The organism is Psychrobacter sp. H8-1 (assembly GCF_904846575.1).
GTDB classification, from domain to species: Bacteria; Pseudomonadota; Gammaproteobacteria; order Pseudomonadales; family Moraxellaceae; genus Psychrobacter; species Psychrobacter fulvigenes.
Genome location: NZ_CAJHBG010000001.1, coordinates 2,304,163 through 2,323,351 on the forward strand (window position 1 = coordinate 2,304,163; position 19,189 = coordinate 2,323,351).

A 19,189-nucleotide genomic window follows, 5' to 3' on the forward strand; every position below is an offset into this window, starting at 1 on the left:
CTATCCATTCACAATGTTTACAAAAAACCTGAGCATTCGTTCAACTTATATTTGAATGAACACTCAAAATTATTTATAGTGGTGTTTGTTGACGGATTTAAGCAAATATTGTCATCTAATTTGAGCAATCACTCAATTTTGGTAATCATGCTTAAATGCATATAAACCACTTAACTTTTATACTCACAATAAGGATTTTACATGACCGAATTTACTTTACACGACAAGCAAAGCGCACCAGCAGATAGCAAAGAGCTGCTTGATGTTTCTATCAATGCCTTTGGTATGGTTCCAAACTTGCATGCTGTGATGGCAGAAGCACCTGGGCTGTTAGAAGATTATCAGCGTCTGCATCAGCTGTTTTTGGACAGCAGCTTTGACGATGAAGAGACCACCGTCGTGTGGCAAACCATTAACGTCGAGCATGAGTGCCATTACTGCGTGCCCGCTCACACAGGTATTGCCAAGAGTATGAAAGTCGATGATACCATCACTGATGCCCTGCGTAACGAGACGCCATTACCGACTAAAAAATTAGAAGCTTTACGTAACTTCACGCTCTCTGTCATCCGTGGTCGTGGTAATGTTGATGATGACGCTGTACAAGCATTTTTGGATGTAGGCTTTAGCAAGCGCCAGATTTTAGAAGTCGTGCTTGCTGCCGCGCAAAAGGTTATGAGTAACTACACTAACCATTTGGCCAACACGCCAATTGATAAGCCTTTCCAAAAGTTTGAATGGCAAAAAGCAGACTAAAAGCTATTGATACAAAAAACAAAGGAAGAGATTATGACCAATCCACAAACTCCACTCAGAATAGACATCGTATCAGACGTTGTCTGCCCTTGGTGTATCATCGGTTATCGACAGTTGGCACAAGCACTTGAGCAAACCAATACTGCCTATGAGATACACTGGCACCCGTTTGAGCTAAACCCTGACATGCCAGCCGAGGGTCAAAACCTGCGTGAGCATATTATGGAGAAATACGGCTCGAGCAAGCAAGAGTCCGATGCAAGCCGAGCTAGAATGAATGAAGCGGGTAGCGAGGTTGGTTTTGAGTTCAACTTCACTGATGACACACGTATGCACAATACTTTTAATTTGCATCAGCTTTTGCATTGGGCAGATCAGCAAGGGCGCATGCATGAGTTAAAGCAAGCACTGTTTGCCGCGCACTTTACCAATAACAGAAATATCTCCGATAATACAGTGCTCGCCGATATCGCTGCAGAGATCGGACTGGATCGTAGCGAGGCACTCGCAGTGCTAGCAGATCAACGTTTTGCTAATGAAGTACGTGCAGCGCAGCAGCAGTGGCGTCAGCAAGGCATTCAAAGTGTGCCTTCTGTTATTTTTAACCAAAAACACTTGGTTAGCGGCGCACAAGGGGTCGAGAATTTTAAAAGTATCTTGCAGCAGTTGTCAGAGCTACCAGAGTAATACCAAGCCCAAAAACAAACTGTTAAAATCTAGATATAAAAAGGGCTACTTGAAAAATTCGAGTAGCCCTTTTCTATGTTTGGCAAAGCTTCAAGCATTTTTAACTCATTCAAAGTTGAATGTTTAACAGACCCTAATACAAACCCATTAGTCAGCAAGCGCGTCATTGCGCATTGCTTCTATAGAGGACGCCATATCATCTGCCAGCGCATGTACCGCAGCACTATCGACATCACGCTGAGCGAAAGCGCGTATCCCCATAATCTCAGCCTGCAGTCGACGTCCAAGCCTAGTAGGATCAAGCTCATCATCAAGCTCCCCTAGCCTCTGCGCTTCCACAAAACACTCTATAAAGCGCGCCTCCATGCCAGCCAGTAGCTTTTCAACCTTTTCCAGTGCTGACTGCTCACGAGCCCCAAGCTCAAGCAAGCTTTTGACCAACATACAAGCTTGGCTCGGTATGTTTCGATCACGAATACCGCCAAGCTCTCGCAGATAAGCAGCCAAACCCAGTAAAGGCGATTCATGGCTGGCCAGTATGCGTTCAAGCGCTGTCAGTCCAGCTTGAGCATAATGATCAAGTGCTTCTTGAAACAGTCCATCCTTATTACCAAAAGCGGCATAGATACTTCCTGGGCGCATATCCAGTGCTTGTTCGATATCTTTCATTGAGGTGGCATGAAAGCCCTTTTGCCAGAACAGCTGTAGAGCACGCTCCAAAGCCTCTGAACGGTTATAAAGTGCGGTACGTGACATAATATATTCCAATTTTTAAAACTGTGACCTCAACTGATGAGATGAGCACACCATACAGTTTGAGTGACTACTCAATTTTATCTTGAATGATTACTCAAGTCCAGTTAAAGTAAGGTTAATCACTGTCACTGCTATCATTAAAATGATAGGTCTCGCTGACATAACCTATCACGATAAAAAGGAATTTTCATGTCTTCTAAACCATCGCCCTCCATCATCGTGTTCGATGTCAATGAGACGCTACTCGATATCGACACCCTCGCACCTTTATTTGCTCGGCTGTTCGGTGACGATAAAATATTAAGAGAATGGTTCGCCCAGTTGGTACTTTATTCACAAACCATGACCTTATCGGGTCTCTATACATCCTTTGGCGAGCTGGGTGTCGGTGCATTGCAGATGACAGCTGATATCCATCAAGTCACACTCACAGATGACGATATCAATGAGTTTAAGCAGCGCATGGCTGACATGCCCGCCCACCCCGATGCCATACCAGCGTTAACGAAGTTACGTACGGCAGGGTTTCGGCTGGTGACGCTGACCAACTCAGCGAGTAACGCATCGAATACGCCACTTGAGAAGGCTGGATTGAATGAGTTCTTTGAGCAGTCTTTTAGCGTTGAGACAGTAGAAAAGTTCAAGCCTGCGCCTGAAACTTATCAAATGGTCGCTAAAGAGCTGTCTGTCGCGATGTCAGATTTGTGCCTAGTGGCTTGTCATCTTTGGGATACGATTGGTGCGCAAGCTTCTGGCTGCCAAGGGGCGTTTGTCACACGGCCCTATAACGCCATGTTGCCTGCCTCCAATGTGCCAACGCCTGACTTTATGGCCGCAGATCTCGTCACCCTTGCTGAGCAAATCATTAATAGCAGTAAGTGAGTAAATAACAGCCCAATCAAGCAGGCTCTGCCACCTCTTGCTGCTTTAGACCAATGGTTCTAAGCTTGCCTTTATCATCGACTTCTTTGACCACCAATGACCATTCATCATTGATTGCGACGGTGTCACCAGAGACTGGCGCAGTCCCTAGACTGCCTTTTACATACTCAGCGACCGTTTGTTGCCACATGCTTTTTGAAGGATCTTCTGGTTTGGATTTCAGCTTTTCTACGAGAGAGTCAGAAGTCATCACGCCAGTAAAAAATGGCAAGTCTCCAAGCTTCACACTCGGGGATAGCAACCAATCACCATAAAAGTCATCGATGGCTTTGCGATCTAAAGTTGTGTCATTAAAGATCTTGGCAATTTTACTGGCGTAGTTACCCCGCATCGCATACCACACACTATCACCAAACTTTAGCTTCGTATCTTCTTCAACCACCATTACTTGCTGTCCACGCACCAGAGCAAAAACACTGATCTCATCAGGACTGATACGCTTAGAGATACCCATAGGATGGCGACCAATGGCAAACGCTCCTGACTTTACTTCAAACTCATACAAGGTAATGCTCGCTTTATCCGATACCCAAACTTCATGCTCTTCTTTTGGATCTTTATTATTCGGAATACGCACTTTAAACAAATTCGCCATAATGGGAATGGTCGTACCTTGCAAAATCAAAGACAAGACAACGACCCCAAAGGCAATATCAAACAGCAAAAAGGCCTCATCTATTCCTGCCATGATGGGCAAAATAGCAAGGGTAATAGGAACAGCCCCGCGAAGGCCGACCCAAGAGATAAAGCCAATCTCTCTGTCCTTAAACTTAAAGGGTTTGACACTGGTATAGACGGCAATAGGCCTAGCGATTAAGATCATAAAGGCAGCAATCGCAACTGAGTAGTGCCAAACATTGATAACGTTAGATGGCGTCACAAGCAGCCCTAGCACCACAAAAAGCACCGCTTGTGATAGCCACGCAAAGCTATCCATCACTCGCATCACATGCTCAGTCGAGCGCACCTTGTAGTTGCCAATCAAGACCCCCGCCAGATAAACCGCCAAAAACCCACTACCACCAAGCAGGTTGGTGGCAGCAAACACTGACAGCCCAGCCGATAATATCAAAATAGCATACATACCCTCTGCCAAATGCACCTTAGGCAATAGCCTAGAGAGCAAATAACCAAAGAGTAAACCCATTCCCAAGCCAACGCTCAGTTGCTGAAACAATAATCCTAAAAACGCAAGTGCTGTTTGCCCTGCAGGGTCAACATTGAGCGCGATTAACCCAGTCACCAATAGGATAGCTAAAGGGTCGTTGGCACCGGACTCCAGCTCAAGCGTGGCCTGTACGCGATCGTTAAGCTTGACGCCGCCATTACGTAGTAAAGAGAAAACCGCTGCTGCATCGGTGGAGCCTACGATCGCAGCCATGAGCATACCAACGCGCCAATCCACGCCCAGCAGCCACGTCACGAATACTCCTAACACCATGACAGTCGCCAGTACTCCCCAAGTGGCTAAGGTAATCGCGGGTTTCAGACCTACTCGAAAAGACTTAAAAGAAGTGCGCAATCCACCGTCTAGCAAGATACAAGCTAAGGCAGCCTGCCCGACGAAGTTGGCGATGTTATATTGGGAAAACTCAATGCCTAAGATACCTTGCTCGCCCGCCAGCACCCCTACTGCCAAAAACAGCAATAGCAAGGGGATACCCAAACGAGCCGATAGCGTACTTGCCATGATACTGGCAAATATTAACAATGCCCCTACCAGATATAGGATATTTAAGGTATCCATCTATTTTAAACCCTATTTTTAATAATTATTACGAGAATGTTGGCTTTACCCTCCTGCAGGTTCTAGCCCTTTTGTGCCAATAAACTATAGTCAAGGAATTTTAAAATCGTTACAAGGCGACCGACCGCAGATAGTACACTGAGTACATCTAGGGCGGGTAACACCGTAGCGGTTTAAAAGTCCTCCGACTATATATATCAAAGCTGCCTAAGTTAAATAACCTGAGGTAAGCATAAAAACACGGAAAGCAGACTGTATTTTATATCATAAATTGGTCACTAATAAATGCTCATTCATATCAATATTGTGCTCTGTACATAAAAAACAGGGGTTATATTGCAATAACCCTCTCTATTACGCACAATGATGGTCTAGCACCATTACTTTTAACAACAATAAACAAGGAAGATTATGATTAAAGTACTCTCAATCGCCGCTTTGGCGTTGGCTGTTGCTTCTTGCGCCAGTGTCGAAAACATCTTGAACTCGCCTGACAGCAACTCCTCAAAAGAGACCACCACTACTCTCAATGCCAAAAAAGGCTTGGTGACTCTACAGAGCAATCATTCCGTGAAAGATACGGCCGATAAACTGGCGTCTATCTTAGAAAGCAAAGGCATGACAGTCTTTGCTAGAGTGGATCATCAAAAAAATGCGGCAGGTGTGAATCTGGAGTTGCGACCAACACAGGTCATTATATTTGGCAACCCTAAAGCGGGCACGCCATTGATGCAATGCGAGCAAAGTGTCGCCATCGACCTACCACAAAAGATTCTAATCAGCGAAGATGCAGATAACAAGGTTTGGCTGTCCTACAACAACCCTGACTACCTAAAAACACGTCATGATATTCAAGGTTGTGACACAGCCATCGACAACATCTCGAAAGCGCTAAGTGGTATCAGTCAGGCAGCCATTGCCAAATAGACATAGAACAGAAGAATGAAACACATAAATAAGGTGGATTGGTAAAAACACAATCCACCTTACCTTCATTAGATTTTACCAAATAGCTTTTGAATAACGTAACCTTTAATTAATACGCCCTTCAGATAACGTCACAAACATGAGCCTATAGCAAAATAAAAGTCACTCACAATGATCAGATATAACCATCTGACTATTTAGCTCTACTTTTAACTTCTTTGCGCACTCAATGATCTTTTTTCTATCCGCTGGAATCGCACCGTATTCAATGGCGATGACACGCATCTCTACAGTAATGTCATAGTGAGGATAACTGGCATTGCGATGAAACAGACGTTTATCCACATTTATAAGTTCAGCAAACTCATGCAGCTCCTGCAGAGTATCTGCCAACATATGGCACCATCTGTACCCTTTGAATTCTATACGCGCAAAGTCCACATATACCGCCATATCACCAAACCTTTGAATCACTCTAAATTAAAAAACCTGATATAAAGCCATTAACATCTACAATATACGGTTGATTAATTTATCTTTTTGAATAAATTGATGAAACAACGCAGCACCGATATGCGCGACGGTAAAGACGAGAATCATCGGCCAAATAATATCCGTGTGCAAGTCATTATAAAAGCGTGCGGCACTACGATCTATCTCCACAAAAACTGGGATTTGAAACAAACCAAACACATCAACAGGACGGCCACCATAGACAGACATTAACAGACCTGCTACTGGCATGGCTATCAATAACGCATAGAGAGCAAAATGCGTCAATTGCGATATGACTACTTGCCATTTAGGCATCGCTACCGCTGGTGGCGCTTTGGTAAATACTCGATTGATCACTCGCGCAAGCATCCAAAACAATAGACTGACACCAAAAGCCTTGTGCAGATTGATATACAAGGAGTTATCGGTATTGCCATACAAAAAAATCATAGCCCAAGTTACGAGCAATAACAGGGCGCTAATCCAATGAAACACTCGACTCATCACAGACCACTTATTGACCTGAGTCACACTTGGTTGAACCTTGTCCATACATCACCTTTTATAAATAACAGCCACCTAAGAGCGACTATAATACCAAATCTCAGCATAAATTAGCACAGCTACACAGTGTCTATTCTCTGTTAATAAAAAACCCTGTTACCCAAATAGCTTATCAGAATACTTCACGTACCACGCCGCTGATTGCACCTGAATGATATAAGCCAAAGCAATAAGGATAGCCGCCTGGGCGCCTGCTTCACCAAACGCCGTCATAGAAAGTGCCAGCGCTATCGATAAGTTACGCATCACCGTACCATACACCAGCGCAATACCATCGCCACGATTGAGCGCCTTACGTGCAATGACCGTGCTAATCACATAGTTCAGTGCATACAAGATCAGCAAGGGTATCAATATGCTCAAAATCAACTCTGGAGAGCGCAGTAGGTCATCACTCTTTAGCGCCATAGCGACAAAGACGATACCGAGTACACCCAAGCTCGAAAAGGGCGGAAAGCGCGGCGCATAATGACTCTGGAACTTTTGTTGCCCGTGTTTTCGTACCAGCATTGTACGTGTGATTTGCCCTGCAATGAGCGGAACAATGACAAACAAGATAATTTGCTGGAATACTTTTAATAGCTCTACTGGTATCTCGGCACCCATCAAAAACTGTACATAAAACGGTGTCAATAACGAGCCCAAAAACAAACCAATAATGGTGATTTTGATAGCAGCAGGTACGTTACCCTTGGCAAATCCAGTCCACGAAATAGTCATGCCACTGGTCGGTAATAAAGCGGCGAGTAACAAACCCAATGCCAGCGCTGGCTGATCAGCAAAAAACAAGCGACCTAGGCCAAAAGCAATGAATGGAATGAGCAGAAAGTTAATAGCAACTGCCCACAACTGTACCGCGTTGTTTCCTGGTTGCAATAGCTGCCTTAGCTTCACGCCAACCATCATTGGGTAGACCATCAGCAGTGTCAGCGGTGTGATCAGCATTTTCATGCTATCTGTCTGAAACACTTGCCCTGCGATCAGCCCAAGTATGAGAAACAAGGGAATACTCAAACTTAAGTTTTTACTTAACCAAGTGAGATACTTCATGAATCATTCCTATTAAGCCGTATAAAGTATCAAACCTGAGTAGGCTTAGTACTTTATGCCCGTATTTTTTATTCGCTTCACAGTTAAAACGATGAACCTGGCTGTTTTAAGAACGCTATTTCTGCATCTGTAGAAGTACGGCCCAAAACTTCATTACGATGAGGGTAACGCCCAAAGCGGTCAATGATTACCTTATGTCTCATCTCAAAGCCATAAGTTTCTTCGTCAGTGTACTGTTTAAAGAGCTGCTCAGCTTGCTGATGGATGATCTTTGATTCGCTATGCATATAAGGCATCAGAATAAATTTACGTTTTTCTAAAGCCTCAAACCCCTCTAATATGCCGCTTGCAACGGCCTCTTGAGCGAGTGCCAATGCCATCGCATCTTGGGCAAAAGCCGCTGCAGTATCACGATAAATATTACGTGAAAACTGGTCTAATATAATAATCTCCGCTAAGCGCCCTTCAGCACTGGTACGCCAAGTATAGAGCTCTGCCGCAGCAGCTTGTTGCAGTACCTCACTAAAACGCTCTATAAGGAGCTGATCAAAATCTGCATCCTTCTCAAAGAATTTTTGACTGCCCGCTTCATGAAAACAAAAATCCAATATCTGCTTAACCATTAATGCATCCTTTTATATTTTTTTATAGTTTATAACTTCAATGCCCTCATTCTAATTATCTATAGTGAATCCTAGATGAAAAGAGTACAGATTTTACGCTGTTCTCCAGCAGCAGTGTCGGAAAGGAGCGTACACCCCACTGCCGACAGGGCTCGGAGACTGCTCTGCATTAGGCAGCAAACAGACACCTCTGATGGGAGCACAATTCATCATATTGACTAGCTCCTTATCCGTCTATTTTCAAAACTGGCTTAATGGTGACGCCACTTGCCGAATCTGCAAACGCTTGGTTAATGTCCTCAAAGTCATAGAACTTAACCAACTTATCAAACGGGAACTGCCCCGCTTTATAGTACGCAATCAGCTGCGGAATAAATACTCGAGGAATGGAGTCGCCCTCAATGACGCCGATCATGCTTTTGCCTTCGGCCATCAAGTCATTGTGAACATCAATACTCATCTCAGGTGTGATACCAACTATCGCCACGGTGCCCAAGGGTCGTAAAGCATTCAGTGACTGCTTTACGACCCTTGGTACACCTGTGGTTTCAATAGCATAATGACTGCCACCGTCTGTTATTTTTTTGATCTCTGTGACTACATCAACGTCTTTGCCGCTCAATACATGAGTCGCACCAAGCACTTTTGCCAGCTCAAGACGACTGTCATGCACATCAACGGCAATGATGTGCTGACATCCAATAATTTTGGCGGCCATGACTGCACTTAGACCGACGGCGCCCGCACCATAAATCACGATGCTAGAACCAAACTCTGGTTTCAGACGATTTAAGACGGTGCCAGCACCAGTCTGAATACCGCAGCCAAGTGGCCCAAGTAGTGCTAGATCCACCTCTGGATCAACCTTTACCGCATTTCTAGACTTGGCAATCGCGTAGGTGGCAAATGAGGATTGACCAAAAAAAGTAGCGAGTGCCTCTCCATCTTGTGCGAGCCTGTGGCTGCCATCATCCATCGCACCACCGAAGTTCAGCTCGTTGAAAGTGTCGCAAACGGTTGGATGACCTGTCAAGCAATGGCCACAATTGCCGCAGTGTGCAAACGACATCACCACATGGTCACCGACTTGCAGATCAGACACGCTTGCACCGACCGCATCCACCACACCAGAGCCTTCATGACCGAGTACAATCGGAAATGAAATGGCGCTATGCCCAAATCTCGTGCAACCACATCGGTATGACAGACACCAGCCGCCACAATTCGAACTCGAATCTCGTCACTTTCAGGCGCTGCAAGCTTGACCTTTTCTAATTTAAACGCTTCGCCTTGGCTATGAGTGACTGCTGCTTTGATATCCATTAGTATTCCCTCTTCCATTATTAGAGCGTGTTAAACATACACAAATAGGCACTGCTGATTGCTAAAAGAGATATAAAGGCCAGTCTACCTCTATATCTCTTTTGAATATCCTTCTTATCTAAAGCTGTTTTTAATTTTTTAACGCGCGGTTTATCTACCGAGCACCCAACCACCATCCATAAATACGTTGGCACCGTGCATATAATTAGAGTCATCAGAGGCGAGGAATACAGCAAGTGCTGCAATCTCCTCCGGCTTGCCTGCGCGCTGTGCTGGGATGTTATTCAAACGCTCATCTTCAATCCCTTCGGTCATTGGCGACTCTATAAATCCAGGAGAAAGAATGTTTACTTTGATGCCCTTGCTACCGAAATCAAAGGCCAATTGCTTGGTAAAACCTAAGACGGCATGCTTTGAGGTGATATAGGCTGAGCCGCCTGGCCCCGCCATCTGTGTCGCTTGTGAGCCAACATTAATGATAGCGCCCTTCCCTCTCTCCAAGAAGTGCGGAATCACTGCTTTTGCAGCCAGATACGGAGCTTTGACATTAATAGCCATTAATTTATCGTACTCGTCTGCTTCTAACTCCAGCGCTGTCTTGTAAGCATCATGAATGCCTGCACCGTTATATAGAATATCGATTTGCCCAAACGCTTCTAACGCTTTGTCTACGACAGCTTGAATCTCCGAAGCTTGCGTGACATCTGCTTCAACGAAAATCGCTTGTTGACCACTATCAGTTATTTCTTTAATAATACGTTTGCCATCTGCTTCGTCTCGACCGGTGACGACTACTTTTGCGCCTTCATTGGCATAAGCTTTAGCAGTCGCTTCTCCAAGACCAGATGTCCCACCAAATACGATGGCCACTCTCTCTTTTAATTTCATTTTATTTTTCCTTTTTATTGATTTATCAGGCGCTTTATTAACGCACTAATATAACTGGTGACAGTGTGCTGGCAATGATTTCCGTCGTTGTACTACCCAAAAAGAACCGTTGCAGCTTGGAGTTGCCATAGGCACCAACCACCATGATATCGATGTCGTTTTCTAACTGAAATCTCAATAACCCATCAACGGCATCTAGCTCAGATAATTGATGAGCTTCTACCGTAAACCCTGCTGAGGTTATGTGCTCAACAGCATCAGCGAGGCTTTTTTTGAAGGCATCGCTCTTGTTCCCTACCATCACGATATGGCCTTGCAACCCTTTTAACAGCTCACTCTTTGCGACCATTTGGGTGGCTTTGATCGCTGTTTTACTGCCATCAAATGCCACCATATACGACTTCGGCTCTCTATACGGCTCTGAGCAAATCAAGACAGGGATACTTGATGCTCGTGCCACGGTTTCTATTTGGCTACCGATATTAATTCGGCTGTTTTTGTGATCTTCGCCGCGACGTCCCATAATGATGGCACGGTTTTTTTCTTTGAAGTGCTCAATAGCAGGTAGCAGCTTGCCGCGGCGCTGATACGTACTGACCTCCATTCCCTCAAAGCTACTTTGTAGATAGCTTTTGGCATCTTGTATCAAGGCATTGCTATAACTGTTGACGACTTTGGCGCGTTGCTCATCCAACTGCGTCAACTCTTCTAACAAAAACTGGCGGCTATCGATTCCTATCGCTCCTGATAGATCACGTCTGGTCGACACAGGTACGTCACTGACATGTAGCAGTGCCACTGGCAAACCCAATCTACTGGCATACCATGCTGCATAGTCACAGACTGGCTCAGTCACTGTTGAACCATCGATACAGGCTAAAATGTGCTGTTCTGTAGTCATAACCTTTCCTTAATTTTTTAATTATTAAATGGATAGAGTTATCGATGCGCGTCAATAACGCTATTGCACCTAGTACATACTATTTAGCATAGCACTTCTGACATTTGTTAACCATTTCAAGATGTATTTCTATAAGCTGCTAAGATCAGCGCTGATTCAGCTTATTCACACTGGCGATCAATGCCACCATAATCATGCCCATGACAATGAGGATGCCAGACATCATATGCGCAGCTTCGTAGTTAAGCGCCTCAACTTGCTCATATATCGCAATCGACACCACTTTGGTCTCGCCCGAAATACTACCCCCTATCATGAGCACCACGCCAAACTCGCCAATGGTATGGGCAAAACTGATTAAGCTACCAAGAATAATGCCAACGCGCGCTTGTGGCAGTGACACTCTGATAAAACGTCTTAGGCGACTGGGCTCTAATAGAGAGGCAACCTCCATAACGCTCGCTGGAATACGTAAAAATTGCGCATAAACAGGCTGAACGTAAAAGGGAAGAGAGTAAATAATAGAGCCGATGACTAGGCCTTCAAAGGTAAAGGTGAAGGCACTGATATTATAATGAGTAAGCCATTTGCCAATACCGAAGTTTGGGCTTAACAGCAGTAATAAGTAAAAACCAATGACAGTAGGAGGTAGAACAAGAGGCATGGCAATCACCCCCATTAGTAATATCTTTATACGCCCAATAATATTGCCACGACTCGGTTTGGCGAGCCAATAGGCCAATGGCGTCGCAAATAATAATAAGCAAAGGGTGGTTATAGCGGCAAGCTTGATACTTACCCATACCGGCAGGAGCATATCTGAGATAAGAAACTGGGACATCATAGCATCACTGTTTATTTGCCTTTCATCCAAAGCATCACTTGTAATGCCCTGTACCCTACTGAGCACATCATACTTGCAACCATACTATTTAGTTAGCAGCATACTATAAAGGCGCACTTACAAAGATAGCTTTAGCCTCATTATAAGTGCGCCCATTCATAGAACGGTCAGAACAACTTTCTATAGATACGTTATTTAACGGCTAAATAACCCGCTTTAGAAAAGTAAGCTTGTCCTGCAGGGGAGCGCAGATAGTCAGTAAAATCTGCCGCTGCTGCGACATCAGTGACGAGCACACCATCTTGTAAGATAGCAGGATAAGAGGCTGGTGGTAAGATATAAAACTGCTCAGGCGTGGCTTTAATAGCGGTCACTTGAGAATGAGCGACAAAGCCATAATCGACACTACCAGTATGCGCATACTGAAAGGCTTGACCGATATTCTCAGCTTGTATGATGCGCTTTTGCGTCGTTAAAGAGTCGTATAGATTCTGATCTTGCAGATAGACTTTGGCAGATTCGCCATAAGGAGCCAGTTCTGGGTTGGCAATGGTGATTTTTGTCTTGTCATCGCCTTGCAAGAACTCAGTCAATGGGGTTTGGTTGAGTGCGCTGACGGGTTTGGTAGCACTATAGATGGATAGCTGACCTTGGGTATAAGTAAATGGGATATGACTTGTATCACCTTTAAACATCTCATCTACTAACTGAGCTGGGAATGTCTGGTTGGCCGATAAGAAGATATCGTAAGGTGCACCTGAGATGATTTGAGAATATAGCTTACCTGATGAAGCAAAGGTGACTTCGATTTCTTGATTAGGAAGATTTCTATCAGCTTTATAGCCTTCGATGATTTCAGGTAACACATCCGATAAGTTGGCAGCAGCTGCAATACGCAGTATTTGGCTCTGTTCAGTGGCGCTATTAGCATCTGGTTGCGTAGCCTCTACGCTCTGCTCTTTAGTACAAGCGGTCAGCATTAAAGCCAGGCAAGCTGATGTCACTACTAGGTATTTAAGTCTCATGATTTATTCTCATTATTATTAATCTTAGTATGTTAATAAGGGCTATTTGGCCATTTTAACTATCTTTGTTTAGCCGTTATTACTCAGCCATTTAGAGGAATCATCCTCATAATACTCCTGCTTCCACACAGGAATGTCCGCCTTAATCGTATCGAGTATCCAGCGACAAGCGTCAAAGGCTGGGTAACGATGGGCAGAGACTACTCCAACCCAGACTGCCACATCGCCAATCTCTAAAGCGCCGATACGATGAATGGCAATGGCATGCGTAATCTCAAAACGCTTTTTGGCTTCCTCAATAATGGCGCGGCCTTGATTGAGCGCTAAGTCTTCATAACCATAGTAAGTCAAGCGATCAACGCTGGTGGCATTATTATGATTGCGCACGCGGCCCTCAAAGCAGACAAAGGCGCCGCAGCTGTCATTATCGAGGGTACCTTTGAGTCTGTCTTCATCGATAGCAACGTCTAATAACGCAAAGCCATCACGCTCTGCGATTGCATATACTTCATCGACGCTACGTTTGATGGTCATCGAATGACTATGTACATTATCTGTCATGTGTTGTCTCTATCTATTGTTTTTAGAACCCTGACTTAACCACCAGCGACTGGAGTGATGAATACCACACTGTCGCCATCGTTGATCTGGTCTGTCCAGTTAGCAAAATAATCATTCACCGCCACACGCAGATCTGACTGCGGACGACTAAAACGGTGTTTTTGGCTAAGCTGCTGATACAGCTCAGTCAGTGAGGTCGACTGCTGCACGCTGACGGTCTCTTCTTGGCAGTTGGCTTCATCAGCCAAGCTGGCAAAGTATAAGACATTGATATTCATCGTTGCTTCGGTATTGGTTGCTACTTCTAAAGTACTCATCATATTCTCCATTCTTGTCAAACTATCCAGCTTTAGCTCTATTGCATAACATCGCTGGTTGCCAAAACGTATTTACTCTTTTAAGCATGACTATAATCTGACTTACCGCCAGTTTTATTAACGAGATGAACATTATCAATGACAATGTCATGCGATATCGCCTTAGTCATGTCATAGATGGTCAAGCAGGCAATACTCACAGCCGTTAGCGCTTCCATCTCAACCCCTGTCTTATGGGTGACTTTTACAGTGCCGCTGACGATAATACTATTCAGCGCATCATCATATTCAAAGGTTAAACCAATCTTATCTAATGGTAATGGATGGCACAGTGGAATAAGATCGTGGGTGCGCTTGGCTGCCATGATGCCTGCGATATGAGCCGTCTGGGTAATGCTGCCTTTTTTAGTCATACCATCAGCGGCTTTGATTTGTTTATAAACCGCGCTTGGGAAACGCACTTGCCCTTGTGCACTTGCCTCTCTGGTACTGGCGGTCTTGCCGCTGACATCGACCATAGTAATATCGCCATCACTGTCTAAATGCGATAGTGCTGACTTATTCAAAACAGACTCATTACTTTTTTGGGCATTCACGCTCATTTACATACTCTCTTCGTCATTAGCTTATCGATGTTATTAACTTATCGATCTGTCATTTTATAAATCTGTCAAAGCCGTATAGGCACGCTTAAATTCTTCAGGCGTATTAAAATTGGTCAAGTGCTGCCAGTTTTTTTCAAATGGTACAGCATGCACCAGCGGCTTAATAAATTGCATCACTCGCCGCTGCCCATTATCAATATAAGCCTTTAATTCAGGCTCCATACTCAATTGATAAAGTCCTAACAATGGATATAAATGATGCTCATCTGCTAAGCAAATCACCTTTTTATCAACTGTTTGGCTTTCTATTTTTTGGCTATCTGTTGTTTCGCTTTCGGTAGCTTGACTATCAGTTGTTTGCATTGCTGAAGACTGTAATTTTTGCCATAAAGCGGTGGCAGGTATCAAGCTGTCACAGCTAATGACCAACAGCCACGATGATTGCTTACATTGCAAGTTGGCTGATTGATTTATATCTATCACTGCTTGCAAAGCTGACTCAATAGCAACTAAAGCTCCGCCTGTATCAATCTGACCGTCGGCTTTTTTTTCTGTACTTTTCTGCTCTTCACTGGCCTGGCTATAACGACTGCTACCACCATAATCAGCAATATGAATGATAGGTGATTGTGGGTGATTGGCACTCAGATCTGAACTGACTGTAAAGCCACGCTCGTTATCTGCAATCATAATTGGAGCGTTTTTATTAGCCATACTCAAATCGAGCGCATGCCTAACATGATAGTCTAGCAAGCGCTCACCTGTCGGTAGAGTAAGCGTGGCTTTAGGCGTGCCCATACGGCTAGACGCGCCACCCGCCAAGATTACAATCCCTGCTAGACTCTGTGATGCATCCAATACATCTGAGTTAGATACATTATCAGTATTCATCACTCAATCATGGCTAGGATTGGTACGCATAAAGTGTGGCACAAAGTTACACGGACGCGTACGACTATCAAGCTGCTCTTTTAATATGCCCTCCCAACCTGTGCGACATGCACCTGATGAGCCCGGCAAGCAGAATATCCCCGTACCATTTGCCATACCTGCAATCGCTCGAGATTGGATAGTAGACATACCAATATCGTCTTTTGAGATTAAACGGAACATCTCACCAAAGCCATCAACCGACTTATCAAACAATACGCTCGCCGCTTCTGGCATGCTGTCTCTGATATAAAAACCTGTGCCGCCGGTGGTAATGACCGCATGGATACTTGGATCTGCAATCCAACGACTCAATACTGCTCTAATTTTATAGATATCATCGATAATTAACTCGCGATCCGCCAGCTTATGACCTGCTGCCGTCAGCTGATCAACTAAGTACTGCCCTGAAGTGTCTTCTGCAAGCGTACGACTATCAGAAACAGTTAGGATGGCGATATTAAGCGGAATAAATTCAGCTGCAGGTTTGCTCATGGATAGTCCTTAATATATGTCATGTGTAAAAATTAAAAACGATAAAATAAAGAGGATAAAGCCTAGCCACCAATCTCTAACCACCGATTAAAGATAAGTTGTGCATGATGCCACTGTTGGAGTCGTGCAAATGATGATGCTCAGGTTTAATCGGCATAAAGCTATGCAAAGTATCGACTAGACCTGCAATATCGTCTTGCTGTAGATGCTCACGGATATCATAGTTGCCTTGGTCGAATAAGCACAAATGCACTTTGCCTTTACTGCTCACCCGCAGACGGTTACAGCTGTCACAGAAATGGGCAGCATAAGGTGCAATCATACCAATACGGCCAAGATAGTCTGGGTGACTATATTCTATCGCTGGCCCATCTGTACTACCACGCTCATGGGTCTGCCAACCGTGCGCCAATAAGTAATCCGTGATGATGTCCGACTGAGCATGCTGTGCAAAGAATAAATCGCTGTTGTCACTGGTCTGCATGAACTCAATAAAGCGATAAGTCACTCGCCTATCTTTGACGTAGTCGATGGCATTCATCAGATTTTCAAAGGCGGTTTCTGCCATCAAGATACTGTTTATCTTGAGCTTAATATCGGTGGTTTCTAACAGCTTATCCATATCCGTCATTAGCTGTGGCAAGGTATCAAATCCTGTCATCTTATGAAAGGTGCTGGCATCAAAGCTGTCCATGCTGATATTGAGCTGGTTCAGCCCAGCTGCCTGCCAGTTTGCTAAGTGCTTGCCTAGCTTATAACCATTACTGGTCATGGCGACGGTTTCAATACCTGGTGTCTGTTTGATGGTTTGAATAATCTCTACCACATCACGGCGAATGGATGGCTCACCGCCCGTGATTCTAACCTTTTGAGTCCCCACTTGGGCAAAGCCGCGTATCAAGGTAGCAATCTCAGGCACGCTTAGCTCGTCATCAGGACGCTTGCCTTGATAGCCATTAGGCAGACAGTATTCGCAGCGGAAATTACAGAAGTCTGTGATAGACAAACGCAGATACGTCAGACGCCGAGCGAAACCATCTGTTAATGGCTGCGTAAGCGTATTAGGGTTTATGAGTGAGGCGTGCGAAATAGAAGGCGTGATAGGTTGATACCCGTCAGGAACAAGGGGTGAATACACAGTGGCATTCCCTATAGTTGGGGCGAGATGATTCATAATAATTACCGTTAATATTGAATATGGTGTGTGCTCTAAGCGTTGCCTCAGGTTGTGAATGAAAAATGAGAGAAGATTACTATCGATTTCTGCTCTGTTGTTAGTATAGCACCTTTATGATTGCAGCCTATGCACCCCTTAGGTAATCAACTACCACCTTAGTAGTAGCTGACACTTCGACTCAAACCCCGACACTGACACGCCATAGCTTTATTATGACCAAGGATAGGGTTTTACCTGTACGTGCGCGCCTGCGCTTAGGTTGCCTTCATCTTTTGCCAACACAATCAGGCAGTTGGCTTGGCTAAATTGTTTGATACGGTGCGACTCCTGTACGGCAAAGCTCTCGACTTGTAGCTGTCCTTTACTATCTTGTGACAAGATGCCACGCTGAAAATCCATCCGCCCTACTGATTTTTTGACATCGTTTGTTAGGGTGGCTTGCATGCTTAGCGTCAGTGGTACTTCAGTAGTGCGCGCACCCGATAGCTGCCATAAAGCAGGGATTACAAATTGCAATGTGCCGACTATGGTGGACAAAGGATTGCCTGGAAGCCCAAAGTACAAGACTGGTTTATCCAACGACTTATTTAATTCACCAAAGACGAAAGGTTTGCCAGGTTTCATCGCTACTTTATAATGATTTATTTGACCCAACTGCTCAATCACGGTAGTCAAAAAGTCGTAATCACCTACGGACACGCCAGCGGTAGAGATAAGCACATCACACTCTTGCATCGCCTTGGCAACCGTGCTGCTGGTCTCATTCGAATCATCAGCAATGATGCCATAATCTTTGATGACTACTGGCAAGTCTGCCAATAATGTCTTGAGCGTTGGCGTATTAGAGTTATAAATTTGTGCCGAGCTTTTAAGTGGCGACCCCAATGCTACCAACTCATCACCAGTCGCCAGCACCCCGACAGTCAGTGGCTGATAGACCTCAACGCTATCAATACCTAGATTGGCGATTAAGCTAATATCTGCAGGGTTTATACGCTTGCCAGCTTGAAGTATGATATCACCAGACTCAATCTCCTCACCTTGCTTGCGAATATTGCTATCGATTTTGGCATCTTGAGTCAGGGTTATGCGATAAGACTGCGACTTATCAATCGTGTTTTTTATGTCATCGAAGTTTGTGTTTTCTTGCATGACAACTGTATCACAGGCATTAGGTACCACCGCACCAGTAAAGATACGCACTCCTTGCCCTACATTTATCTCACCGATATAAGGGCTGCCCGCTTGCGACTCGCCAACGATATCGATCTTACTGCCTTGTGAGAGGTCACTACCTTGAGCAATGGCATAGCCATCCATAGCAGACAAGTCATTCCTAGGCACACTGAAGGGTGACAAGATATTCTTTGCCAATATGTGGTTTTTGCTGTCTAACAACGCACAAGTTTTATGATTTCTTTTCTCTATCGGCAAGTCTGTTTGATTAAAGCTATCGATACGCTGCATGATAGCGTCTTGGAGCTGTTCAACGGTAATCATAGTGACATACTCTTTTTTATTTGTGACAATACTATTTGTGGCAAAGCCCGTCATCTTAGTTTAGGTTTATACCTAT

General features: G+C 44.6%; 21 protein-coding genes and 1 pseudogene. 4 read left to right on the forward strand and 18 right to left on the reverse strand.

Features of this window, described 5'->3' with window-relative positions; translation table 11 throughout:
- The first annotated feature begins 201 nt into the window (after positions 1-201).
- Positions 202-756 (forward strand): carboxymuconolactone decarboxylase family protein, encoded by a 555-nt coding sequence (locus tag JMY01_RS09380; protein WP_201575301.1) that lies wholly within the window; start codon positions 202-204, stop codon positions 754-756.
- A 33-nt stretch (positions 757-789) separates the two neighbouring features.
- Positions 790-1,443, forward strand: coding sequence for a DsbA family oxidoreductase (locus JMY01_RS09385; RefSeq protein ID WP_201575302.1), 654 nt, complete (start codon positions 790-792; stop codon positions 1,441-1,443).
- Positions 1,444-1,590: 147 nt separating this feature from the next.
- Here JMY01_RS09385 and JMY01_RS09390 read toward each other — a convergent pair whose 3' ends face one another.
- On the reverse strand, positions 1,591-2,199 hold the full coding sequence (locus JMY01_RS09390) for a TetR/AcrR family transcriptional regulator (protein WP_201575303.1): 609 nt from the start codon (positions 2,197-2,199) through the stop codon (positions 1,591-1,593).
- 189 nt (positions 2,200-2,388) lie between these two features.
- Between JMY01_RS09390 and JMY01_RS09395 the strand changes: the two genes are divergently transcribed.
- On the forward strand, positions 2,389-3,081 hold the full coding sequence (locus JMY01_RS09395; protein ID WP_201575304.1) for a haloacid dehalogenase type II: 693 nt from the start codon (positions 2,389-2,391) through the stop codon (positions 3,079-3,081).
- A 16-nt stretch (positions 3,082-3,097) separates the two neighbouring features.
- On the opposite strand, the gene JMY01_RS09400 is transcribed toward JMY01_RS09395, so the two are convergent.
- On the reverse strand, positions 3,098-4,888 hold the full coding sequence (locus tag JMY01_RS09400) for a potassium/proton antiporter (protein WP_201575305.1): 1,791 nt from the start codon (positions 4,886-4,888) through the stop codon (positions 3,098-3,100).
- 411 nt (positions 4,889-5,299) lie between these two features.
- Between JMY01_RS09400 and JMY01_RS09405 the strand changes: the two genes are divergently transcribed.
- Positions 5,300-5,815, forward strand: coding sequence for a DUF302 domain-containing protein (locus JMY01_RS09405; RefSeq protein WP_201575306.1), 516 nt, complete (start codon positions 5,300-5,302; stop codon positions 5,813-5,815).
- 162 nt (positions 5,816-5,977) lie between these two features.
- Here JMY01_RS09405 and JMY01_RS09410 read toward each other — a convergent pair whose 3' ends face one another.
- The 16 genes and pseudogenes from JMY01_RS09410 to glp all read right to left on the reverse strand — a co-directional run bounded on the left by JMY01_RS09410 (position 5,978) and on the right by glp (position 19,113).
- Complete coding sequence (locus JMY01_RS09410; protein WP_201575307.1) at positions 5,978-6,268, reverse strand: DUF4031 domain-containing protein; 291 nt, start codon at positions 6,266-6,268, stop codon at positions 5,978-5,980.
- A gap of 57 nt (positions 6,269-6,325) precedes the next feature.
- Complete coding sequence (locus tag JMY01_RS09415) at positions 6,326-6,862, reverse strand: cytochrome b (protein WP_201575308.1); 537 nt, start codon at positions 6,860-6,862, stop codon at positions 6,326-6,328.
- Positions 6,863-6,970: 108 nt separating this feature from the next.
- Positions 6,971-7,924 (reverse strand): arsenic resistance protein, encoded by a 954-nt coding sequence (locus tag JMY01_RS09420; RefSeq protein WP_201575309.1) that lies wholly within the window; start codon positions 7,922-7,924, stop codon positions 6,971-6,973.
- A gap of 83 nt (positions 7,925-8,007) precedes the next feature.
- Positions 8,008-8,547 (reverse strand): DUF924 family protein, encoded by a 540-nt coding sequence (locus JMY01_RS09425; protein ID WP_201575310.1) that lies wholly within the window; start codon positions 8,545-8,547, stop codon positions 8,008-8,010.
- A 226-nt stretch (positions 8,548-8,773) separates the two neighbouring features.
- Positions 8,774-9,870, reverse strand: a pseudogene (locus JMY01_RS09430) (NAD(P)-dependent alcohol dehydrogenase).
- Positions 9,871-10,020: 150 nt separating this feature from the next.
- Positions 10,021-10,758, reverse strand: a complete 738-nt coding sequence (locus JMY01_RS09435; protein WP_201575311.1) for an SDR family NAD(P)-dependent oxidoreductase — start codon at positions 10,756-10,758, stop codon at positions 10,021-10,023.
- A gap of 37 nt (positions 10,759-10,795) precedes the next feature.
- A complete protein-coding gene (locus JMY01_RS09440; RefSeq protein ID WP_201575312.1) occupies positions 10,796-11,659 on the reverse strand; it encodes a universal stress protein in 864 nt (287 codons plus the stop codon).
- A 145-nt stretch (positions 11,660-11,804) separates the two neighbouring features.
- Entirely contained in the window at positions 11,805-12,503 is a 699-nt protein-coding gene (gene modB, locus JMY01_RS09445; RefSeq protein ID WP_201575313.1) for a molybdate ABC transporter permease subunit, read from the reverse strand.
- 191 nt (positions 12,504-12,694) lie between these two features.
- Positions 12,695-13,528 (reverse strand): molybdate ABC transporter substrate-binding protein, encoded by an 834-nt coding sequence (modA, locus tag JMY01_RS09450; RefSeq protein WP_201575314.1) that lies wholly within the window; start codon positions 13,526-13,528, stop codon positions 12,695-12,697.
- Positions 13,529-13,597: 69 nt separating this feature from the next.
- A complete protein-coding gene (locus JMY01_RS09455) occupies positions 13,598-14,089 on the reverse strand; it encodes a molybdenum cofactor biosynthesis protein MoaE (protein ID WP_201575316.1) in 492 nt (163 codons plus the stop codon).
- A 35-nt stretch (positions 14,090-14,124) separates the two neighbouring features.
- The gene (locus tag JMY01_RS09460; RefSeq protein WP_201575319.1) at positions 14,125-14,406 is read right to left on the reverse strand and encodes a MoaD/ThiS family protein; all 282 of its coding nucleotides are present in this window, start codon (positions 14,404-14,406) and stop codon (positions 14,125-14,127) included.
- A gap of 80 nt (positions 14,407-14,486) precedes the next feature.
- Positions 14,487-15,008, reverse strand: coding sequence for a cyclic pyranopterin monophosphate synthase MoaC (gene moaC, locus JMY01_RS09465; RefSeq protein ID WP_201575321.1), 522 nt, complete (start codon positions 15,006-15,008; stop codon positions 14,487-14,489).
- Between the two features lie 57 nt (positions 15,009-15,065).
- Positions 15,066-15,902 carry a molybdenum cofactor guanylyltransferase gene (locus JMY01_RS09470; RefSeq protein WP_201575322.1) on the reverse strand — a complete coding sequence of 279 codons (837 nt, stop codon included), beginning with the start codon at positions 15,900-15,902 and terminating at the stop codon, positions 15,066-15,068.
- Positions 15,903-15,905: 3 nt separating this feature from the next.
- A complete protein-coding gene (moaB, locus tag JMY01_RS09475) occupies positions 15,906-16,436 on the reverse strand; it encodes a molybdenum cofactor biosynthesis protein B (RefSeq protein ID WP_201575323.1) in 531 nt (176 codons plus the stop codon).
- 76 nt (positions 16,437-16,512) lie between these two features.
- Positions 16,513-17,610 (reverse strand): GTP 3',8-cyclase MoaA, encoded by a 1,098-nt coding sequence (gene moaA, locus JMY01_RS09480; RefSeq protein WP_201575324.1) that lies wholly within the window; start codon positions 17,608-17,610, stop codon positions 16,513-16,515.
- A 213-nt stretch (positions 17,611-17,823) separates the two neighbouring features.
- Positions 17,824-19,113, reverse strand: coding sequence for a gephyrin-like molybdotransferase Glp (gene glp, locus JMY01_RS09485; RefSeq protein ID WP_201575325.1), 1,290 nt, complete (start codon positions 19,111-19,113; stop codon positions 17,824-17,826).
- Positions 19,114-19,189: the final 76 nt, after the last annotated feature.

Excerpts from the sequence above, each read along its gene's own strand:
- JMY01_RS09380 (WP_201575301.1), top strand. The coding sequence starts at position 202 with ATGACCGAATTTACTTTACACGACAAGCAAAGCGCACCAGCAGATAGC.
- JMY01_RS09385 (WP_201575302.1), top strand. The coding sequence starts at position 790 with ATGACCAATCCACAAACTCCACTCAGAATAGACATCGTATCAGACGTT.
- JMY01_RS09390 (WP_201575303.1), bottom strand. The coding sequence starts at position 2,199 with ATGTCACGTACCGCACTTTATAACCGTTCAGAGGCTTTGGAGCGTGCT.
- JMY01_RS09395 (WP_201575304.1), top strand. The coding sequence starts at position 2,389 with ATGTCTTCTAAACCATCGCCCTCCATCATCGTGTTCGATGTCAATGAG.
- JMY01_RS09400 (WP_201575305.1), bottom strand. The coding sequence starts at position 4,888 with ATGGATACCTTAAATATCCTATATCTGGTAGGGGCATTGTTAATATTT.
- JMY01_RS09405 (WP_201575306.1), top strand. The coding sequence starts at position 5,300 with ATGATTAAAGTACTCTCAATCGCCGCTTTGGCGTTGGCTGTTGCTTCT.
- JMY01_RS09410 (WP_201575307.1), bottom strand. The coding sequence starts at position 6,268 with ATGGCGGTATATGTGGACTTTGCGCGTATAGAATTCAAAGGGTACAGA.
- JMY01_RS09415 (WP_201575308.1), bottom strand. The coding sequence starts at position 6,862 with ATGGACAAGGTTCAACCAAGTGTGACTCAGGTCAATAAGTGGTCTGTG.
- JMY01_RS09420 (WP_201575309.1), bottom strand. The coding sequence starts at position 7,924 with ATGAAGTATCTCACTTGGTTAAGTAAAAACTTAAGTTTGAGTATTCCC.
- JMY01_RS09425 (WP_201575310.1), bottom strand. The coding sequence starts at position 8,547 with ATGGTTAAGCAGATATTGGATTTTTGTTTTCATGAAGCGGGCAGTCAA.
- JMY01_RS09435 (WP_201575311.1), bottom strand. The coding sequence starts at position 10,758 with ATGAAATTAAAAGAGAGAGTGGCCATCGTATTTGGTGGGACATCTGGT.
- JMY01_RS09440 (WP_201575312.1), bottom strand. The coding sequence starts at position 11,659 with ATGACTACAGAACAGCACATTTTAGCCTGTATCGATGGTTCAACAGTG.
- modB (WP_201575313.1), bottom strand. The coding sequence starts at position 12,503 with ATGATGTCCCAGTTTCTTATCTCAGATATGCTCCTGCCGGTATGGGTA.
- modA (WP_201575314.1), bottom strand. The coding sequence starts at position 13,528 with ATGAGACTTAAATACCTAGTAGTGACATCAGCTTGCCTGGCTTTAATG.
- JMY01_RS09455 (WP_201575316.1), bottom strand. The coding sequence starts at position 14,089 with ATGACAGATAATGTACATAGTCATTCGATGACCATCAAACGTAGCGTC.
- JMY01_RS09460 (WP_201575319.1), bottom strand. The coding sequence starts at position 14,406 with ATGAGTACTTTAGAAGTAGCAACCAATACCGAAGCAACGATGAATATC.
- moaC (WP_201575321.1), bottom strand. The coding sequence starts at position 15,008 with ATGAGCGTGAATGCCCAAAAAAGTAATGAGTCTGTTTTGAATAAGTCA.
- JMY01_RS09470 (WP_201575322.1), bottom strand. The coding sequence starts at position 15,902 with ATGAATACTGATAATGTATCTAACTCAGATGTATTGGATGCATCACAG.
- moaB (WP_201575323.1), bottom strand. The coding sequence starts at position 16,436 with ATGAGCAAACCTGCAGCTGAATTTATTCCGCTTAATATCGCCATCCTA.
- moaA (WP_201575324.1), bottom strand. The coding sequence starts at position 17,610 with ATGAATCATCTCGCCCCAACTATAGGGAATGCCACTGTGTATTCACCC.
- glp (WP_201575325.1), bottom strand. The coding sequence starts at position 19,113 with ATGATTACCGTTGAACAGCTCCAAGACGCTATCATGCAGCGTATCGAT.